Below are 19,124 nucleotides of genomic sequence, written 5' to 3'. Positions count from 1 at the left end.
TAACAAAACTTACTCTTTTAAGAATAGCCGGGATCAACCCGGCTATCTTTTTTTATACGCTCAAGAAATGAAAAAGCTTATTTGCATTTTTAGTTTATCAATTATCTCATCGTTAACTGCATTGTCAGTCAATGCCCAATCAGCCGATTTAAAGATTGTATTTATCCGTCATGCCGAAAAGCCCGTTAAAGGTGATAATCTGAATTGTCAGGGGATAAACAGGTCATTAAAGCTGCCTGCTGTATTAACGACTAAATTTGGTGTTCCTGCCAATATATTTGTTCCGGCCCTGGGGTTGGGGGAGGCGACCAAACACTCCAGAATGTTTCAAACCATTGTGCCGCTTGCCGCTAAATTCAATTTAACGATTAATACCACCCGTACTGAGAAAGACTCGTTAGGTTTAGCTGCCGATTTAAAAAGCCGTAGCGGTGTAATACTTGTGGTATGGGAGCACGGTGGGATATCTCCAATTGTGCGCTCATTGGGCGTAAAACAGGATAACCTGAAATGGCCTGATGATGATTATGACAGCATCTGGGTTGTGACCTTTAAAAATGGGATAGCCAGCCTGGTGCGTGATAAAGAAAATATCGATCCCGGAAAAGATTGTAATTTTTAATTTAATGAATCAGCCCCGGTTGCAAAGCCGGGGCTGATTTTGTTTAAATGGCTTTGCTCATAATTACTACAGAATGTTCCTGTAATATTGATGATAAAGGCTTTGCATGGAATTTAACAGATCTTTTTTCATTACCCACCCATCGTCAGTCCAAATATTGATTTTCGGAGGATTGATAACTTCACTCTGGCTTGCAGAAGGTTTAATATTGTCAATACCTGTCCGCAAAAAATGGAGGCACACCTTTACAAATATGTTATTTATTGTAACAGCGTTGCCGGTGCAGCTCTTCATGACCATGTTTGTATTGCTTGAGGCAACCTGGATAAGCCGAAATCATTTAGGTTTGTTAAACCTGTTGCCCTGGCACCAAAGTATATTAGTGAAATACTTAATAGGGTTTATCATACTTGACTTTTGCGAATACCTGTACCACGTTATTATGCATAAGGTCAAAGTACTATGGAAATTTCATCTTGTACACCATACTGATCAAAAGCTTGATGTTTCAACAACTGTAAGGGAACATCCAGGAGAAACTTTTTAAGAATGTGTTTTTTAATGTTATGGATTGGAATAACGGGAGCATCGTTTGAACTGCTTTTGTTAAGACAAACAATTCAAACCGTTTCAAATATCACATCACACACGCAATTCCGTTTGTCAGATGGTATGGATAAGTGGTTAGGGTTGATTTTTGTAACGCCCAATATACACCATGTCCATCACCATTATCAATTGCCTTATACTGATTGTAATTATGGAGATGTATTATCAGTATGGGACAGGATATTTGGAACTTACGGGAAATTAAAGCCGGATGATACTGTATTTGGGATAGATACCTATCCTGATAAAAACGTATGCAGGAGTTTTATTAAAGTTTTACAGATTCCATTTGTTTCAAAACGTGCTTAACCGAATGAGGGTTTGTAAAGCTTCTTTTTTATTGTTGCCGGGGCTGTTGCTAATGACATTGCATGTTAATGCCCAAACCGAAAAATTTACGTCGAGGCTTTATTTTCCTGGTGGAGTAGGTATAAATATACCCTCAGGAGATGAGCAGGTAAGTATGAAACGGGGATCTGTTTTGAATACCGCTGTTGAGTACCGCCCTGCTTATATGAATACTGTCTTTTTCCGCTTTAACTACGACGCCCTAAATAACAAATATAAAAGTAAAGCCGGCGAAGTTCCAACTAACGTAACAGAGGGAAAGCTATCTGCCAGTTTTTTCCTTTTGGGCGTAGGTTACCGCCGAAAATTAAACAGGTTGGGGATATATGCGTTGTTGCAGTCAGGTTATAATAGCTCTGGGTATAATAATACATCTGTTAACTCAAACGGTATTACCGTAAGCAGTGTGAGCACTAAACATCCGGCGGTAAAGATATCTGCAGGGGTGGAATATTACATTGTACCACATTTTGCCCTTGTATTTGAACCGGCCTATTATCATTTGTATAAGGCCAAATCACCATATATTTTAAACCCTGATTATGTAAGTTATAGCATCGGGTTTACCACCACGCTATTTTAATGCTATATAAAAAGGTTTTGCTTAAAAGTCCGGAGCGAAACTAAATTTAACACCATATTTTGCGGCGCCCGGGTGGTCAAGGTAGTTAAACCTTTTGATCCCATCTATTCGCAAAAATTTGAAGATATTACCTATACCTACACCGGCTTCTATATAGGGTTTAGTGCCTAAGGCGTAAGTGCCATTTGCTCCATTGCCACCCGTAGGGAACCGGAACAAATTAGGTGAATAAAGCGGATTATTTTCGTTACGCAAGCCGCCGAACAGTATTTTGGCCGATAGATATTCTCTCCATTTCAGGTGCCTTATCAATGGGAACTTGTTCAGTAAAAAACCGCTGAAACTATGGGTTAAGTTGATGCCCGCGTAATGGTCGCTTACAAATTCGAGGTAGGTTTGTTGGTTATACGCATCCTCATCATAAGCAAGTGATTGGTTTGCCGGGGCGATGCTCAGGAGCGGGAAAGGTACTTTCCCAACTAAATAATTTCCAAGCAATGTGATATCAGTAAAGCCAAGCTGAGACAGGTAAAAACGCTTGAAAATACTCGCTTTAACACTCGTAAAATCATAAGAGCCGTTGAATAATCCTTTAAACCCGTGGTTGATCTGCAGGTTCATGATAGGGTACTTGCTGTAAACGGTATGGCGATAAACCGATCCTTGTAAAATTTGTTCGTGCGGTGCATACCTGAAAGCAAGGTTCAGCTCGCTGGTGGTGAGGTCATGAACCAATGTATTAGCCTCGTTGTTGTATTGAAATGCCAATGATGCGGCAGGGCGTTGGTTCCAGTTTCTGAATGCAAGATCAAACGAAAAATGGTTTTCAAAATCCTTTACATATTCAATTTTAGCAACCTTACTGTAAAGCCAGTATATTGTTTTTCCTGTTGAGAATGATGAAAGGGCTGCCTGCTGGTTAATGGTTGAAAGGTCCCTTCCCGGTACATCAACATCATATAAATAGCTTGCCTTAATGTAGTCATTAGGGTAGCGATAAAATGGTGTTTTATTAAATGAGTAAAAGGTAGCAATATTGTACTTGAATGTTTTGTCGCGCGTGCCATAAGCACCAAAACCTTCAAAATAAATTGATTTGCTTAAATCGGTGTTGGTACGCCCGCCAAGCTGAAAGCGGGAGCCCTCCTGGCTATCACGTGAGTAAATTGTACCAATAGGGCCAATCATCACTGGCCCGGCCTTAGCATAACCTCCGGTAAAAGTGGCCGCGAACCAGGTTGCCCTTTTAAATTGCGGCATTTTTTCTAATCTGGCAATTCGGGGGTACATTTTTGCCTGATGATCAGACAGCGTATCAGGCCGTTGATGTGCCCAGTATGAGGTATCCGGTTTGTCGGCATCAGGAGCTACCTGCAATTCTTTGCCATCATAAAATGCGGCAGGAAGTGGTTTGTCAGCTATGTAGTTAGAAAAAATTACCGTTCGCTCACCCATTAGTCCGAGGCCTTTGTTTTTTAAGATCCCGAAGTCGGCTTTAACATCGCTTTTGCTTAAAAAATATTTGCCGTTAGGATTCTGCTCAAAATCAAGTGTGATCTTGAGTGCCCTCATGAAATTGATATTGATTTGCTTGTTTACATTAAGCTCACAGCCCCGTACAGCATAGTTGCCTGTCATACTTACAAGCAGCTTACCTTCAAAAAGCAGGTCGCCTTTGGTGCGTGGTGTGAAGCTTAGTTCAATCAGTTTTTCTTTAGCTGTTTGTATGGTATCCGTAATAAAGAATTTGTAATAATTTGGCGAGTGATCGGCAATGGGGCTAAGGAACTGGTTGGTTATGATAAAAACGTTGTTATCATAAATATCAATGATATTACCGTAAAGACGGTTCATGTATACATCCAAACCGGCAGTATCAATAAATTTAAGAATATTAGCCTCTTTTTGCGCCTTAAGGATCCGGATAGATTTAGATGGCTCTTTGCGGTAGTAATTTTGATATTGTTTTTCGCTGAGATAGGTGGGGAGCAGCACCTGGGTTTGCCCGTTATTTTTCACTGTATCAAGCATAAACTGGTACATTTTAAAATAACGGCTGTTCATCATTTTGGCAGGAACATCAATAAATGATAGATTGATCCGCTCATACTGGTCATATTGCAAATAATCGGCGCTTTCCATCCGGTTTTGCTTTTTATGGTCAATAACCTGCTGAATGAGCTCAACTGCCGGGTTCCCTTTATTGCGGTACCGTTGTTTCTTGCCCGAAACTACAGTAACTTCTTTCAATTGGGTTTGGCTGCCATGCAATCTTATATGAAGCACATTAACCTGTCCGGGTTTAATTACTTTGATAATAGTTTGATAACCGATGTACGAAAAGGACACATGCGTAAAAGTTCCGGGAGCGTTTAACTCAAATTTTCCATCCGGGTCGGCAATGGTTCCGTACCTGCCGCCTACAAGTTTAACATTAATACCCGGTAGCGGTTGCCCGGATGCGTCATCTACCACCTGCCCGCGGACAGTTGTGATTAATGGCGTTGAAGTTTTTTACGCTATCAGGTTGCTGTGCTAAGCCGCATATCGGAAGCAATACCAAAAAGAGTAATAAAGTTGAAATATAAGGAGATAGGCGTCTTATTGAGTTTGACGTTTGGGAAGAAATCTCAAAAGAAGATAACAAATTGTGGTAGATTAAAAATACAAAAAGGGTTCAGTTTTATTCATATTCCGGGTTTGAGCCCGGAATATGCCTTCAATTTTCCTAAACGTACAAATTAAATTTGAATTGTCTCTGAAGAATGTATTATTTTAAGATTAACAGGAATATGACGTTGAATAATTAATCAACTTTCAAAAATTTCCCCTTTTCATCAAATAAAAGGTCTTTCCCTTTGATCTCCGCCTCAAACATCTTTTTGCCTGCAGCATCGGTCACACGCCCGGCTTCCTTAACTTTTGCACCCTTGTAGTTGGTTTTAATGTAATCAAAAACGGCAGGAGGCAATTGATTAACCGGTATGGCGTCTACTTCTTCTACAAACTCACCTTTCGGGGTAAAAGTCACTGAGGTATCCTCGCCCGATTTGCCTCCCCAATTGGCTTCATAATTTCCTTTTTCTTTTTCCCAGGTAACTTTGGTTGCATTAGGGTATTTTTTGGCGAGGCTTTGTTTCACAGCTGCCGGAACATCTAATGCGTTGGCTGCTTTTGCAGCAATTCCGATACTGAACAGGCAGGCAGTAGCGGATAATAAAATGGTCTTTTTCATAAGTGCTCTTATTTTGATTTACACTAATGTAAGGGAGCAATCTGGAGGAATATGGTACATGCAAAACAGCTTGATTTTAATTGAAACAAACTTGAATGGGTTTGAACCGGTGTTTGTAATTGCCACCGCTAACTTTGTTTTGCAGATAGTGAATCCAATAATATACACTTAACCATTTTACCATGAGAATTTTAACTTTCCTGCTTGTGTTGTGCTGCTTTTATAGCGGTGTAAGCGCTCAAAGCAATTTTTTCAATAGCAAAAACGCTTATCTTGGGCAAAGTCCGCCTAACGATACTCCCCGTGTTTTTGCGAAACAAATGTTGGTGCCCGATAGTGGTATAGCCATGGGGCGGTCGGCCTTTTCGGCAGATGGTAAGGAGTTTTATTACGGCAACTCTATGCATTGGTTTAATGCAAAAGGCAATAAGATCCGTTATTTTAAATATGAGCGTAATGGGTGGCAAGGCCCTTTTGTACTTAACTATGATTATAGCACACCAACTTTTTCTGTTGATGGCAGGAGCATGTACTTTGCAGGTAAAGGTGATGGTAAACATTCCTACGTTTGGATATCACATCGTAATAAAGCCGGTTGGACAGATCCTGTAGTCTTCCTAAAAAAAGATTATGGCCTTTACAATTTTATGCCAACCAACAGCGGAACTTTTTATGCTGGCAGCAACGCCAACGCGGGAAGTGTGAAAGATTACAGCACTTACGATTTTTGCAAGCTCACCATATTCAAAACAGATATAGTTATCAAAAGCTTAGGACCGGTTATCAATACACCGGCATTCGACGGTGATTTCTATGTAGCGCCCGATGAGTCATATATGATCATCAGCTATAAGGAGAAGCCGGATTACGAGTGTGAGCTCGGGATCACTTTTCGTAAGCCTGATCATCATAGCTGGACAGCGCCGTTAAACCTCGGTCCGCTGATTAATGATGGAGATGCCCACCGTTGGGGCGAATATGTTACCCCCGACGGTAAATACCTGATTTATACCAAGGGCACCGGTGAAAAGGATTGTTGCCTTTACTGGGTACGGTTTGATACTTTGAAGGCTAAACTAAAAAGGAGGCTTTGGGCAGATAATGTCTATTCTTATTTTATTTCCGGTCCATAAAATTTCAAACCTAAAACGCCCGTCATGATCAGCAACATGAAAAATATTTCCATGTAGGAGAGGCGCTGATTTAAAAACGAAACCTCTACTAATTTGATCAGGATAAGGGTTACGGCCGTCCATACAGCATATGCTACGGCTGTTGGCACCAGTTTTATTGCCAGCGAAAAGAAGTAGATATTACCTATACCAAAAACGATATAACCTACAAAGGGTAACCATACTGGCAGGCCATGTTGCAGACTTAAAACAGAATTAAGACGGAGTGCCTTCAGATCGCTGAATTTCATGAATTTTAGCGAGAATGTCCAAGCCGCTTCAAATGCGGCTGCGATTAAAATATATAGCCAGGCCAATATGTTATTAGTTTTGTTGTAGTACGTTTTTTTGTTCGGATACTAAGGTAACGGGTTGTTGCTCAGTATCCAATTGATGCGCATTGTTTATTTTAGCAGGAAGTAAAGTTTTCATCCAATTCATAAACCGTGGTCGCAGGTGGTAATACCGATTAAACCAGCGGTATTTGAGCAGTGTTTTTTCATCAAAGCGCTTTACGCTGAAGGCATGCTGTAAAAAGTAATCTTTAGGGTAATCATAATAAAGTCCCCAGTTTTCGGGTTTGTTGCCGGGTGCGTGACCTGGGTTATATGCGGTACCGAACAGGTAATCCCAAAAAGAGAACTTGGTTGCAAAGTTGGCATGAAAAACTTCCTGGTAATTGGCATGGTGCCATAAATGCAGTTCGGGCGAGTTAATAATATACTTAAGCTTGCCCATATTTACCTTGATATTGCCGTGTATAAACATGCCAAACATGGCATCTAACATGGCTTTTATCGGTATAACTATTGGGTCTGCACCTAACAAAATGATAGGTGCAAACTCAATAGTTTGGTTGATGATGATCTCCATGATGTGCGAACGTGAACCGGCCAAAAAGTCAACCTCCTTGCCTGAGTGGTGCGCCTCATGAATGCGCCAGAAAAATTTATTGGAATGCTGAAAGCGATGAAACAGGTAAATATAAAGGTCATGTGTAAACAGGAAGAATAATACCTGTAACATCACCGGCCAGCTGCTTACAAATTGAAAATGCGATAGATCAAAATGCGCTTTTAGGGGCGTAATGATATAATCGAAAATGATAATCTTTAAAAAGTAGCTTTGTATCAGCGTATACCATACCAAATCAATCCAAAATCCTTCCCTGAAAAATTTAAGGCCTTTTCTGTAAGGCGATATTCGTTCCCAGGCAATGATGAATCCTATCCAGCAAAAAAGGATAATGGATGTAATTATGGTAGTTAATTTTTCCGGAGACATTATATATTATTTAACGCTTGGTTTTTCTTTGTATTCGTCGCTGATGTTTACCCTTAAACGTTTCATCGGCGCAAGTTCTGATTCATAAACGCGTTTTTCGCCGTCACCGGCTGCAGTTTCAACGTCCCTGATATCGCGTACCAAACGTTGTAAGCCCTGAGGCTCAACAGAAGCAGCGTGGTCAGATCCCCACATAGCACGATCAAGTGTAAAGTGGCGTTCAACAAAGGTTGCGCCCATTGCTACTGCACCTACTGTAGTTGCCAAACCTGTTTCGTGGCCCGAATAACCGATAGGGATGCCCGGATATTTGTTTTCCAGCGTTTGGATCATTTTAAGGTTAAGCTCCTGCGGAGGGCATGGATAAGCCGAAGTTGAATGAGCGATAAACAACGGATAGTTTTCATCAAAAGCATTGATATAGTCCATAGTTGTTTCGATCTCTTTCATTGTCGACATACCGGTTGAGAGCATTAACGGTTTGCCGGTTTCCAGGATGCGCTGGATCAAAGCGAAATCTGTTAACGATGCCGATGCTAATTTATAAAGGATGGTATCAAACTGCTCCATAAAATCAACAGACGGTGCGTCCCATGCAGATACAAACCAGTCGATACCCACTTTTTTGCAATATTGGTCGATGGTTGCATATTCGGCTATGCCAAATTCGGTTTTACGTTTGTAGTCGATATAAGTGATACGGCCCCATGGGGTATCACGCATGATTTCCCATTGATCGCGCGGCACACAAATTTCAGGTGTGCGTTTTTGAAATTTAACGGCGTCGGCTTTGGCAGCTACAGCTTCGTCAATTAACTTTTTGCAAATTTCGAGCGAGCCGTTGTGGTTAATGCCAATTTCGGCAATGATATAACTTGGCTGTCCTTTGCCAATTACCCGGCCATTTTGCAAAGTAATGCTGCCGTTCCTGGTACCTGCTAAATATTTGTCGCTTTTGGCTTCGATGATCAGCTCGGCAAACTCACGGAAACAACCATGACCACCGTTTAATGAACTTACAAAATCTACCTGTGCTTTAACATGCGGTAAGGCATCGGCAGGAGAGGCGGTAAGGCCGGCCAGCTTCATTATTTCCAGGTCGTTGTAATCGTCGCCTATAAAAGCAACTTCATTTGGTTGCACATTTAAGCGGATGCAGATTTCTTTGAAAACGGTGGCTTTGTCTTTTATACCTAAATGAAGTTCGGTGATATGTAATTTCTCAGCCCTTTTAATTAATGAAGGCGAGTTTTCGCCGGTAATGATACCTGTATTTACGTCAGCAAATTTGCGAAGGCGTTCAACCCCCATACCATCGCGCATGCTAAATTTTTTTAAAAGCTCGCCATCGTGATTGTAGTATACTCCGGCATCTGTTAAAACCCCATCATTGTCGGTTAGCAATAGTTTAATGCCAGCCGCTTTTTGTTTCAAAATCTCGTTCATAATAGTAAGTTTAAATTAAATAGCTGTCCATCCTCCGTCAACAACCAGGTTTGCGCCGGTCATATATGCCGATGCTTCGCTGGCCAGGAATATAAGTGCGCCCTGATAGTCTGACGCTTTGGCCATGCGGCCCAGTAAAGTTTTTGCCGAATAATTGCCGATAAAATCTTCCGTTTGGCCGGCCTCAACACCACCAGGCGAAAGGGTATTTACCCTCACGCCGGTATGCCCCCAATAGGCGGCCAAAAAACGGGTGAAATTGATAATAGCGCCCTTGGTTACCGGGTAAGCTGCCGACTTGTAAAAAGTTTGCTGGCCTCTTGAATCGCGGTAGATACTTTGATCGGGCCCAACCATACCATAGGTCGAAGCTATGTTGATTATACTGCCGCTACGGTGCAGGGCCATTTGTGTACCAAATACCTGCGAGCATAAAAATACACCGGTAATATTTACATTAAGCGATTGCTGGAAAGCCTCTAACGGATAGTTTTCAAACGCTGATAGCTCCTTGGCCATGGCCGGGTTCTCAAATTTATCGTTAATGGCGGCGTTGTTTACCAGTATATCAACAGCATCATATTTATCAAGCGTTGCGTTGAGTGCGTCAATCAATGAATCCTTGCTGGTAACATCTACGCCCAAACCTAAGTGGTTGTCGCCAAGCTGCGCCGCAAATGCTTTGGTTTCTTCGGCATTAATGTCAGCAACTATTACGTTTGCGCCAGCTGCTGCAAGAGCTTCGCAATGTTTACGGCCAATGAGGCCTAAAGCACCCGTTACTACGGCGGTTTTCCCTTTTAATGAAAACAGATCCATGATTTAGGCTATGCTTTTAGGTTTAATGTTGTAATTGCTTACCTTGCGGAAAACTGCCTCTAACACTTCGCCTTTTAGTTGATCTTTGATATTACCGCTTTCGATAGCCGCCTTTAACAACGGTAACACATCACGGTAAGCCGCAAGGATATAATCGATATCCTCGGTAGTGTGGCTATAGCACATGTTGTGGAAGCCGGCCCAAAGCACACCGCGTTTTATCATTTCCTGCTGCATAAAGGTTTTTACTTCCAGTCCGTTGCCGGCATCGGGAGTAAAAGTTACCATGCTGCGGCAGTTAAAGCCTACACAACGGGTGTATTTATCAATGCCTAACTCAATGGCAAGGCTGTTGTAACCATCTTTTAATAAAGCACCGTGCTCATCAAGGTATTGTGGTACCTTTTTATCACGGAGTTCATTGATGGTAGCAATACATGCTGCTAATGATAAAGCTTCGCCACCAAATGTGGTATAGCTAAATACTTCGGAGTTGAAAAGCTCCATCACATCAGCACGACCGGTTAATAAAGCAATAGGCATACCGTTGGCACATGCTTTTGAAAACACAGCCAGATCGGCTTTAACATTGAAATATTCCTGCGCGCCACCAACGGCTACACGGAATCCTGTCCACATTTCATCAAAAATGAGCAGGGTGCCGTTTGCTTTACAAACCTCGGCAAGTTCCTGCAGGTAGCCCGGTTTTGGTGCCTCAAAAATGAAAGGCTCCAGTATCAGCGCAGCAACAGTTTCATCTAAAGCGGCTTTTACTGATTCAATGTCATTATATTCAAAAGTGTAAGTTAAATCCTGGATAGCTTCAGGAACGCCTGAGTTACGGCTGGTTATGCCGATATACCAATCATGCCAGCCATGGTAGCCACAGCAAAATACTTTATCCCTGCCGGTAAATGCACGTGCTACGCGGATAGCAGCCGAACAAACATCTGCACCCGTTTTAGAGATCTTTACAGCTTCGGCATTAGGCACAACCTGCTGCACCAGCTCAGAAAGTTCAACCTCTAAAGGGTGCATCAATGAAAAGGTAATACCGTCGTTTAATTGCTGACGGATAGCCTCGTCAACAGCAGGGTAGGCGTAACCCAAAGAGATTGGGCCGATAGCCGAATTTAAGTCGATGTATTCGTTACCATCAACATCCCATACGTGCGATCCTTTACCTCTTACAAGGTATTTTGGCGCTACACCTTTGGTAAACTGCCCCGGGCCTTTAGCCAGGGTTTGGGTAACCGGTTTCTGAACTTTTAAAGCGCGTTCATATAATTTATCCGATTCGGTGATGTTCGGATAATCGTTGTTTAGCTCAATTTTATTAGCCATGATCAATATTTTTATTCTGAAAATTCAGGTGTTAAAATTTGTGGTTGGTTGTGTGTTGTTTGATACCCCAGTATTTTCTCGGCAATTTGTTTACCTGTAAAGCCTTCATGCTCCAATACCGAAGGAAGTAAAGTTGGCCTGAACCATTTTTCGTTCAATGCCATAGGCAGTACATTGGCGGTTGTGCGATGTTTTAATAAAACCTCGGCCACAATGGTGTAAAGACCACCGGTTAAAAAATGGTCTTCAAGCGTAACTACCAGTTTGCTTTGTGCCGATGCTTTTAATATAGCCTGCTCATCAACAGGTTTAAGGCTGCGCATGTTGATCAAACCAACAGAAAGGCCTTCGCTTTTCAGTATTTCAACTGCGATCAGTGCCTGCTCAAATAATAAGCCGTAGGTTAAAATGGTTACATCGCTGCCCTCAGCTATCACTTCGGCTTTGCCTATGGTAAAAGGCTCGTGCACATAGGCGGTTTTGCGGGTATTAATTCGGGTATAGGCAGGGTTTTTGCTTTCCCATATCTGTGGCAGCATTTTTACCAGGTCGTCTTCATCGGCAGGGGCAAAAACGGTTACGTTGGGGATACCACGCATGATAGAGATATCTTCAATAGCCTGGTGGGTAGGGCCGTTACCGTCTGATAAAAAACCAGGTATGAATGAGCTTAGTTTAACCGGCAAATTGGCGATTCCAACATCGGTGCGTACAAACTCAAAAGCCCGCATGGTTAAAAAAGCGGCAAGGGCATGTACAACAGGCGTGCGGCCACGTAAGGCTAAGCCGGCCGCCGCACCAATCATGGTTTGCTCGGTAATACCGGTATCAATAAAACGTTTGCCTAATATACCGGGCAGGTTACGTACCAGCGCGCGGTTTTCGGCGGTCATTACAATCACCTGCTCGTTGGCAAGGGCTGTTTGGGTTAAAAGTTCTTCGTAACTCATCTTATCGCACCACTAAAGTTTCTGATGTTAATGTTGTTTGATGTTCGCCGTGCAGCTCTAATAAAAGTTGCTGAATCTCGTCTGCATTGAAATTACAAAACCACCTGTCGGCGCGTTCCTGTATGCTTGGCAGGCCTTTGCCGCGTAGGGTATCGGCAATAATTACATTCAGTTTCCCGTCATGGAAAGGGAACGCGCCGAAAGCTTCGTCAAGCTCGGCAAAACTGTGTCCGTTTATTCTTTTAACGGCTGCGCCAAAGGCTTCAAACTTATCGGCAAGCGGCTCCAGCGGAATCAGGTCTTCCGTACGCATATTGGCCTGGAAGTGGTTGCGGTCAACCACGAATAGCAGGTTATCCAGTTTATAAGCGTTGGCTACCAGCATGGCTTCCCAGCAGGTGCCTTCGTTCAACTCGCCATCGCCCAAAATGCAAACAACTTTGTTTGTGCCGCCGCTGATTTTCAAATCCATAGCAACGCCAATAGCTACCGAAGGCAAATGACCTAAAGAACCTGAGTGAAATTCAATACCCGGGATTTTGGTGTTGGGGTGCCAGTAAATATGATCATTAAGTAGCAGGTGGTTTTTTAAACGTTCTTTTTCCAATAAACCCAGCTCGGCAAAGGTGCCGTACAGGGCGGGTACATCGTGGCCTTTTGACAGAAAAAGGTAATCGCGGTTTGGATCATCAAGATTATCCTTTTTAATGTTTAAAAAGCGGCTATATAAATAAACAATAAGGTCCACCGCCGATAGCGATGCACCTGTAAAACACCCGCCATCGGTAGACATGCGGATGATGTGCTCCCGTACCTTCAGAGCGGTGCCTGTTAATTCCTGGTAATTGTTGTTCTCCACTGTTATCATTCGCTTGTTATAATTCCTGTAAGTTTTTTGTGGGTGCCTGTTTGGTTTGGGCAGATGTAATGGTTTTTAGCTCATCTACATGGTGCCTGTACCAGTTTACCCCGGCATATTGTGCATTGATATTATAGATCTCGGGTTTTTGAGTTAGCAGGTTAAGGATATCATCGCACGAGAAATTATTGTTATCTGCATATAATTCGCGGAATACCCGTTCTATAAAATAATAGTCTTCTGCATAGTCAATCGTAAACCGGTGCGACATGGAATAATCCAAATCGGCAGGCCAGGTTACGTTACCAAGCCTGAATAATTGAGGATTTTCCCATATATAAGGAGTGGTATGCTCCAGTTCCAGCTCCCGGCTTGCTTGTTCCCAAGCTTTGGTGAGGCAATCCATGGTCATGATCTCCACATCGTTGCCATCGGGATATGTAGCCGGGTGCAGATTGCTTACAAAATCAAAGCTGTTTTGGTTGGCAAAAAAGTAATCCAGTACATGGTCCACAATACGCGGATCAATGAGCGGGCAATCAGAGGGGATCTTTAATACAATATCTGCATTACGCAATTTCGCTGCCTGGTAATGCCTGTCGAGCAGGTTATTCAGACTGCCGCGATAATAAGGGACACTTATGTTGATAGCTTCATTGATGATGATATCATCAGCCGGCGTTTCGGATGTGGCGATGATCACTTCAGCCTCGTGACTGATCATTTTAAGCCGCTCAATCATCCTTGCCAGCAGGCTTTTACCCAATATAGGCAGCATTACCTTACCCGGTAAACGGCTCGAAGCCATGCGGGCCTGTACTACAATTAATATTTTCTGTTTCACGGTAAATGATTACCAGTTAGCTATTAGTTCTTCGGTTAATTGCGTCTCTGGCTTATTAACCTGGTATTTATCCATAGCCGCGTGCGGGTCAAAGCTTTTTTATCGCCATCGTGGTTTAAAAAACCGCGGCAAATGGCAGCGATATTTCTTGCCGATACGCCATCATTTTGTATCGGTGCAAGCCTTTTAAGCTCATTAACATCAAAAAGCGAATGAACTTTTTTACCTAAGGCAATACCAGTATAAACTACGGTTGAGTATTGGGTTATAAGCTCACAACAATTAGCTATCATGTGGTTAGTATTGCCTTTGCTGTATACCAATGTACCGGCCGGCGTATTGGCGTAGATTTCTTTTTCCGCACGCTCGACATTCTCATTCGGATGAAGCTTAAAAAGTAATGGGCGGCCGTCTGCAATTTTTACCGCTTTTTTAATAAAGGCAATCCTGTTTTCAATACGAAAGGTTTCGCGCATATCTGTGGTGGCCACCATTACATAGTTATGGTGCGGAAAATCATTATTAACGTGCTGAACCAGGTTATCATAGTTTGGCATGCCTGTTACCACAATTTTGCGTTCGCTGGTACCTTTACCTGTAAAGTACTGTTTGTAACCTTCTGATGCGGCACAATAGACATCACATATGTTTGACGAACCGTTTAACGAGGTGTTGCCGCAAAGCGTGGGGGGTAGCTTTAGGGCTTTAACAACACTGCTCCACGGAGTGTAACGATCAATCATACCTTCCTGCACCCAAATGGTTTTAATATTACGCATGCGCGGGGGCACAATCAAATCGGTACAGAATACAACAAGGTCATATTTGTTTTTTTGTGCCCTGAAATCAATTTGTAAAGCATGTTTTTGAAGGTACTCTTCAGAAATAAGCCTGAATTTGGTAGAGAGTACAGTGCCACTAAGCAGGGCGGTCTTATTAATAATAGTATTTAAGGTAGTATTATCAGTAAACAACTGGCTAAACCAGCAGTCAAACTCAGGCAGCTCATTAGCTATCTGGTGCATTTGAGTGGTTTGGTTAATTGAACCGGTAATGAATAATATTTTCTTCATCCTTTTATTTCAATTAGCTTTAATTCCCGAAATTTTAATTGTGAAAGGCATTAAGGTATAGACCGATTTTGTATAGATTCTGTAGTTAGCCGTTGTGAAAAGAAATTGGCCGGATAACATAGTAATATTGTTAGGTTGAGTAGTTGTCATATCAAATTTCAAAATGTTGCATGGCTAATTCTTTACAAAATCCTGATTCAGAATTTAAATAAGAAGCTGCCATATCCGGCTAAAACTTATGATTTGATAAATGTAGGAGGGTAGTTTTTAAATAATGAAAACCCAAAGTTATCAAATCGTTAAGCCGTATTTCTCAGTAAATTATTTATTAACAAACGCGCCGCTCTGTTAATTGCTTTAAACAGAGTGTTATAGTGCAGGAGATAGAACTAAAAAACGTAAAATGCAGTAAGGTTAATTGAATTACAAGTTACAATCAATTTACACTATTGCAAAATTTTTCTTACAAACAGTAAATAGATATTATAATTCCTAATTTAACTGGTTTTTTTAGGGGAATGTAATAATAAAAGCATTGCCAGAGGCTCAGCCCGTTTTTAGGTGCATTAAATATTGCAGAACTTTTGTGATTGGTGATCATATGAAAGTTTAGCCTATATAATTAGGTGTGGCTAAACCATTACCTTAAATATGATTAAGATGGCGGTAAGAAATAATACGATCATCCCAGCCAGGAAAAGGTAATCGGCCACGGCTTCCGAACGTCCACCGGGTTTTATATTTCCCCGGATAGACAGAAAAGACAGTATACAGCTTAGCATAAAGAAAACAAGTGCTATGGTTACTGTTCTCGTCAATATAGGTCCGGTCGGACATTTTCAGGAATTTTAATGAGGTAAGCACCACAAAGCACAAGCCCAGTAAATTTGATGCTGCGTTAAGGATGTGTGGCGATTTATCGTTGCGGGTCATACAATCATAAAACTAATAAAATTTAATATGTAGAGACTGTTTGCTTTCAAAATCTTTGTCGGTCAATATCAGAACGGTAATAACATAACCGCCTGCCTGAGGTGTAAAATGATTACAGATTGATTATTTTTATACCTGTGCAAGAGTTTAAAAAACTATTAAGATAACAGCCATATTGTTGTGTTATTCAGAATTACCTTTTAAAATAACGATATATCGCCACTTGTTTTTGTGTTGATTTTTATTAAGTGTCTGTATTTTAGATACTTGTGTGTTTGGTATGTCTCTTGTTAACAGTTAGTTTATTGTATTTTAAGTCCTGCATCTTAAACACATCACCTCATGACAAAAAGGATACTTACTATTTTATTTCTTACGGGCTCGGCATTGTATGCTAATGCCCAGGCTATTGCGCCATCGGCCTGGCAAAAATTTCCGGATAGCACTGTTGTAAGTGTTCACGCCTCATATGATGATGTAAGCGGGATTCACCGTTGGCTGTTCGGCGAAAACTATCGTAAGGACTGGGCCATGAAAGTGAAGCTTCCCGTTATAAAACTATCGCAAATAAATGGCGGGCTATCACCTATTAAACAGGGTGGTGGTATGGAATCAAAGTCATTACGTTTGGAAGATAAAACCGGCCGCGAGTGGGTATTGCGCAGTGTTGAAAAAACACCGGATAAACTGTTGCCCGAAAATTTGCAGGGTACCTTTGCTGTTGATTGGGTCGGCGACGAGTTTAGTGGCCAGCACCCATATTCGGCCTTGATTGTGCCGCCTCTTGCTGAAGCGGCGCGTGTGCCGCATGCTAACCCGGTTATAGGTGTTGTGGCCGAAGATCCCGCACTTGGACAATATAGTAAGTTATTTGTTGGTACCGTATGTTTGATAGAGGAAAGGGAGCCAGTTGGTTCATCAGATAATACCCTTAAAATGGAAGGGCAACTGCTTAAAAGCTATGATAACAGGTTGGATGGAGAAGGCTTTTTGCGTGCCCGTATGCTTGATCTTTTAATGGGCGATTGGGACAGGCACGAAGATCAATGGCGCTGGGCTGATACTAAAAATGGTAAAGGTAAAACCTATGTTGCTGTACCACGTGACCGTGACCAGGTATTTCATGTTACACAGGGTGTGTTTCCGAGTATTGCTGCGCTACCCTGGATAGATCCCTTACTTGAAGATTTTACAGGGGATATTCCGCATGTGAAATATTCTCTTTTTAAAACAAGGTTCATGAAGCAGTATCCGGATGCACAAATAAGCTACGAAAGATGGATGCAGATTGCCAATGAATTTGTTAAAGCCGAAACTGATGCGGTGCTTGAAGAAAGTTTAAGACGCCTGCCTGCAGAAAGCTATAAATTGAGGCATAAAGAGTTGCTTGCCATATTAAAACAACGCCGGGATAATATACCGGCAGCTATGAGTGAGTATTATAAATTCACTAATAGGATAGTGGATATCCGCGCTACTGATAAAAGCGAACTGATCACCGTTGCCGATGCTCCCGACAAAGCTTTGCGTATAACAATTAATAAGCTGAATAAAGATGGTGAAACCAAAGATCAGTTTATGGATATGATGTACAAACCGGAGATTACTAAAGAAATAAGATTGTATGTTTCTGCCGGAGATGACCGCATAGTTATTAATAATGCCAATTCGCCCATTAAGTTAAGATTGATTGATAGTGTGGGTAGTAAAACTGTTGAGGTTAAGCAATCTGCACAAGCGATAAAGTTTTATGGTCGGCGAGATAGCACCAATTTTACCGGCAACGTCGGCCAATTAAATAAGCATCTTTCAAATGATACCTCAAATACTCAGTTTTTACCCACCAATTTATACAATGTGTGGATGCCGCTTGCCACTGCAGCATTAAATAAGGATGATGGCTTTTTACTTGGCCTGGGTTTTCAATATACCGGTCATGATGGTTTCAGGAAATTGCCTTATTCAACATTACAGCAGGTAATGATCACCCATTCGTTTGCTACGGATGCTTTCAGGATCAAATACCGGGGGGAATGGATAGATGCCATTGGTAAAGCCGATTTCACGATCCAGGCCAACATCCAGTCGCCTGATAATACGGTGAACTTTTTTGGCCTGGGTAATGAAAGCCCGTTAAATAAATTTCCTGGTTATCGTACTTACTACCGTACACGGTATGATATTTATCAGTTTGATCCGGCTTTACGCTGGCATACGGGCAAGAACAGCGATATCAGTGTTGGTCCTTCGTTTCAGTTTTATCATCTTGATCTTTCACAAAATACCGGGCGGTTCATTAACCAAACATCGCTTATCAATTCTTACGATAGCTTAACGGTTGGAAAAGATAAAGCACATCTTGGCGCGCTGATAAATTATACCACAAACCAACGTGATAATAATATCCTGCCTACCAAGGGCTACTATTTTACTGTAACGGTACAAGGTTATGAAGGACTTAACAGTTATTCCAAATCTTTTGTACAGATCAAGCCAGAGTTTACTTTCTATCAAAAACTAACCCCTGGCGGTGCTATTGTATTATCTGATCGTGTTGGTGGCGGTGTAAGTTTTGGAAAGCCGGCCTTTTATCAATCAATGTTTTTGGGCGGGCAAGGCAACCTGTTGGGGTATCTGCAAAACCGGTTTGCAGGCAAGCATATGGTGTTCAATAATTTACAGGCAAGGGTTAAACTTGCTGATATAGCCAGTTATATTTTACCGGGCCAGTTGGGATTGGTAGGCTTTTATGATACGGGTCGTGTTTGGATACAAAATGAGCATTCGGATAAGTGGCATACCGGTACCGGCGGCGGGTTATATTTTGCACCGGCAAGTTTAACAGTATTGCAATTGCTGGCCGGTCATTCAAGCGAAGGATGGTATCCTTACATATCGCTCAACTTCAGGTTGTAATGAATCTTTGTGGAAGTTGGCAGAGGTAAAAAAACAAAAAAATTGCAACGTTTTTTTTGAAAAAGCGTCATATTCTTAAACACGCGA

General features: G+C 41.9%; 16 protein-coding genes and 1 pseudogene. 5 read left to right on the top strand and 12 right to left on the bottom strand.

The window, feature by feature from the left end; genetic code table 11:
- The first annotated feature begins 67 nt into the window (after positions 1 to 67).
- The 3 genes and pseudogenes from ACRQ5D_RS28915 to ACRQ5D_RS28905 all read left to right on the top strand — a co-directional run bounded on the left by ACRQ5D_RS28915 (position 68) and on the right by ACRQ5D_RS28905 (position 2,162).
- A complete protein-coding gene (locus ACRQ5D_RS28915; RefSeq protein ID WP_091162556.1) occupies positions 68 to 622 on the top strand; it encodes a histidine phosphatase family protein in 555 nt (184 codons plus the stop codon).
- Positions 623 to 728: 106 nt separating this feature from the next.
- A pseudogene (locus ACRQ5D_RS28910) lies at positions 729 to 1,540 on the top strand (sterol desaturase family protein).
- Positions 1,541 to 1,592: 52 nt separating this feature from the next.
- Positions 1,593 to 2,162, top strand: coding sequence for an outer membrane beta-barrel protein (locus ACRQ5D_RS28905; protein ID WP_432327422.1), 570 nt, complete (start codon positions 1,593 to 1,595; stop codon positions 2,160 to 2,162).
- 21 nt (positions 2,163 to 2,183) lie between these two features.
- Here the strand turns inward: ACRQ5D_RS28905 and ACRQ5D_RS28900 are convergent, their stop codons facing one another.
- Both ACRQ5D_RS28900 and ACRQ5D_RS28895 read right to left on the bottom strand, forming a co-directional pair.
- A complete protein-coding gene (locus tag ACRQ5D_RS28900) occupies positions 2,184 to 4,658 on the bottom strand; it encodes a DUF5686 family protein (RefSeq protein WP_431200891.1) in 2,475 nt (824 codons plus the stop codon).
- Positions 4,659 to 4,968: 310 nt separating this feature from the next.
- Complete coding sequence (locus ACRQ5D_RS28895) at positions 4,969 to 5,397, bottom strand: PepSY-like domain-containing protein (protein ID WP_091162560.1); 429 nt, start codon at positions 5,395 to 5,397, stop codon at positions 4,969 to 4,971.
- 182 nt (positions 5,398 to 5,579) lie between these two features.
- On the opposite strand from ACRQ5D_RS28895, the gene ACRQ5D_RS28890 reads away from it, so the two are divergent.
- Complete coding sequence (locus tag ACRQ5D_RS28890) at positions 5,580 to 6,530, top strand: hypothetical protein (RefSeq protein WP_432327420.1); 951 nt, start codon at positions 5,580 to 5,582, stop codon at positions 6,528 to 6,530.
- On the opposite strand, the gene ACRQ5D_RS28885 is transcribed toward ACRQ5D_RS28890, so the two are convergent.
- The 10 genes from ACRQ5D_RS28885 to ACRQ5D_RS28840 form a co-directional block, all read right to left on the bottom strand.
- Entirely contained in the window at positions 6,509 to 6,886 is a 378-nt protein-coding gene (locus ACRQ5D_RS28885) for a DMT family transporter (protein ID WP_208645530.1), read from the bottom strand. The two genes, ACRQ5D_RS28890 and ACRQ5D_RS28885, sit on opposite strands and share 22 nt — an antisense overlap.
- Before the next feature lie 7 nt (positions 6,887 to 6,893).
- Positions 6,894 to 7,853, bottom strand: a complete 960-nt coding sequence (locus ACRQ5D_RS28880) for a sterol desaturase family protein (protein ID WP_091162563.1) — start codon at positions 7,851 to 7,853, stop codon at positions 6,894 to 6,896.
- Positions 7,854 to 7,859: 6 nt separating this feature from the next.
- On the bottom strand, positions 7,860 to 9,299 hold the full coding sequence (locus ACRQ5D_RS28875) for an N-acetylneuraminate synthase family protein (RefSeq protein ID WP_091162564.1): 1,440 nt from the start codon (positions 9,297 to 9,299) through the stop codon (positions 7,860 to 7,862).
- 15 nt (positions 9,300 to 9,314) lie between these two features.
- Positions 9,315 to 10,118, bottom strand: coding sequence for an SDR family oxidoreductase (locus tag ACRQ5D_RS28870; RefSeq protein ID WP_091162565.1), 804 nt, complete (start codon positions 10,116 to 10,118; stop codon positions 9,315 to 9,317).
- A gap of 3 nt (positions 10,119 to 10,121) precedes the next feature.
- On the bottom strand, positions 10,122 to 11,462 hold the full coding sequence (locus ACRQ5D_RS28865; RefSeq protein ID WP_091162566.1) for an aminotransferase class III-fold pyridoxal phosphate-dependent enzyme: 1,341 nt from the start codon (positions 11,460 to 11,462) through the stop codon (positions 10,122 to 10,124).
- A gap of 11 nt (positions 11,463 to 11,473) precedes the next feature.
- A complete protein-coding gene (locus ACRQ5D_RS28860; protein ID WP_091162567.1) occupies positions 11,474 to 12,412 on the bottom strand; it encodes a transketolase family protein in 939 nt (312 codons plus the stop codon).
- A 1-nt stretch (position 12,413) separates the two neighbouring features.
- On the bottom strand, positions 12,414 to 13,280 hold the full coding sequence (locus tag ACRQ5D_RS28855; RefSeq protein WP_091162568.1) for a transketolase: 867 nt from the start codon (positions 13,278 to 13,280) through the stop codon (positions 12,414 to 12,416).
- A 7-nt stretch (positions 13,281 to 13,287) separates the two neighbouring features.
- Positions 13,288 to 14,115: a glycosyltransferase family protein gene (locus ACRQ5D_RS28850; protein WP_256337318.1), complete on the bottom strand. Its 828-nt coding sequence runs from the start codon at positions 14,113 to 14,115 to the stop codon at positions 13,288 to 13,290.
- Positions 14,116 to 14,150: 35 nt separating this feature from the next.
- Positions 14,151 to 15,188, bottom strand: coding sequence for a hypothetical protein (locus ACRQ5D_RS28845; protein WP_431198566.1), 1,038 nt, complete (start codon positions 15,186 to 15,188; stop codon positions 14,151 to 14,153).
- Positions 15,189 to 15,833: 645 nt separating this feature from the next.
- Positions 15,834 to 16,121, bottom strand: a complete 288-nt coding sequence (locus tag ACRQ5D_RS28840) for a hypothetical protein (protein WP_431198565.1) — start codon at positions 16,119 to 16,121, stop codon at positions 15,834 to 15,836.
- Positions 16,122 to 16,463: 342 nt separating this feature from the next.
- Here ACRQ5D_RS28840 and ACRQ5D_RS28835 point away from each other — a divergent pair, with 342 nt between their 5' ends.
- The gene (locus ACRQ5D_RS28835; RefSeq protein WP_091162571.1) at positions 16,464 to 19,037 is read left to right on the top strand and encodes a BamA/TamA family outer membrane protein; all 2,574 of its coding nucleotides are present in this window, start codon (positions 16,464 to 16,466) and stop codon (positions 19,035 to 19,037) included.
- The last annotated feature ends 87 nt before the right edge of the window (positions 19,038 to 19,124 follow it).

This window comes from Mucilaginibacter sp. P25 (genome assembly GCF_050859465.1).
Classification (GTDB): domain Bacteria; phylum Bacteroidota; class Bacteroidia; order Sphingobacteriales; family Sphingobacteriaceae; genus Mucilaginibacter; species Mucilaginibacter gossypii.
The sequence above is the reverse complement of the archived record's forward strand: the minus strand, read 5'-3'. Positions and strand labels throughout refer to the sequence as shown.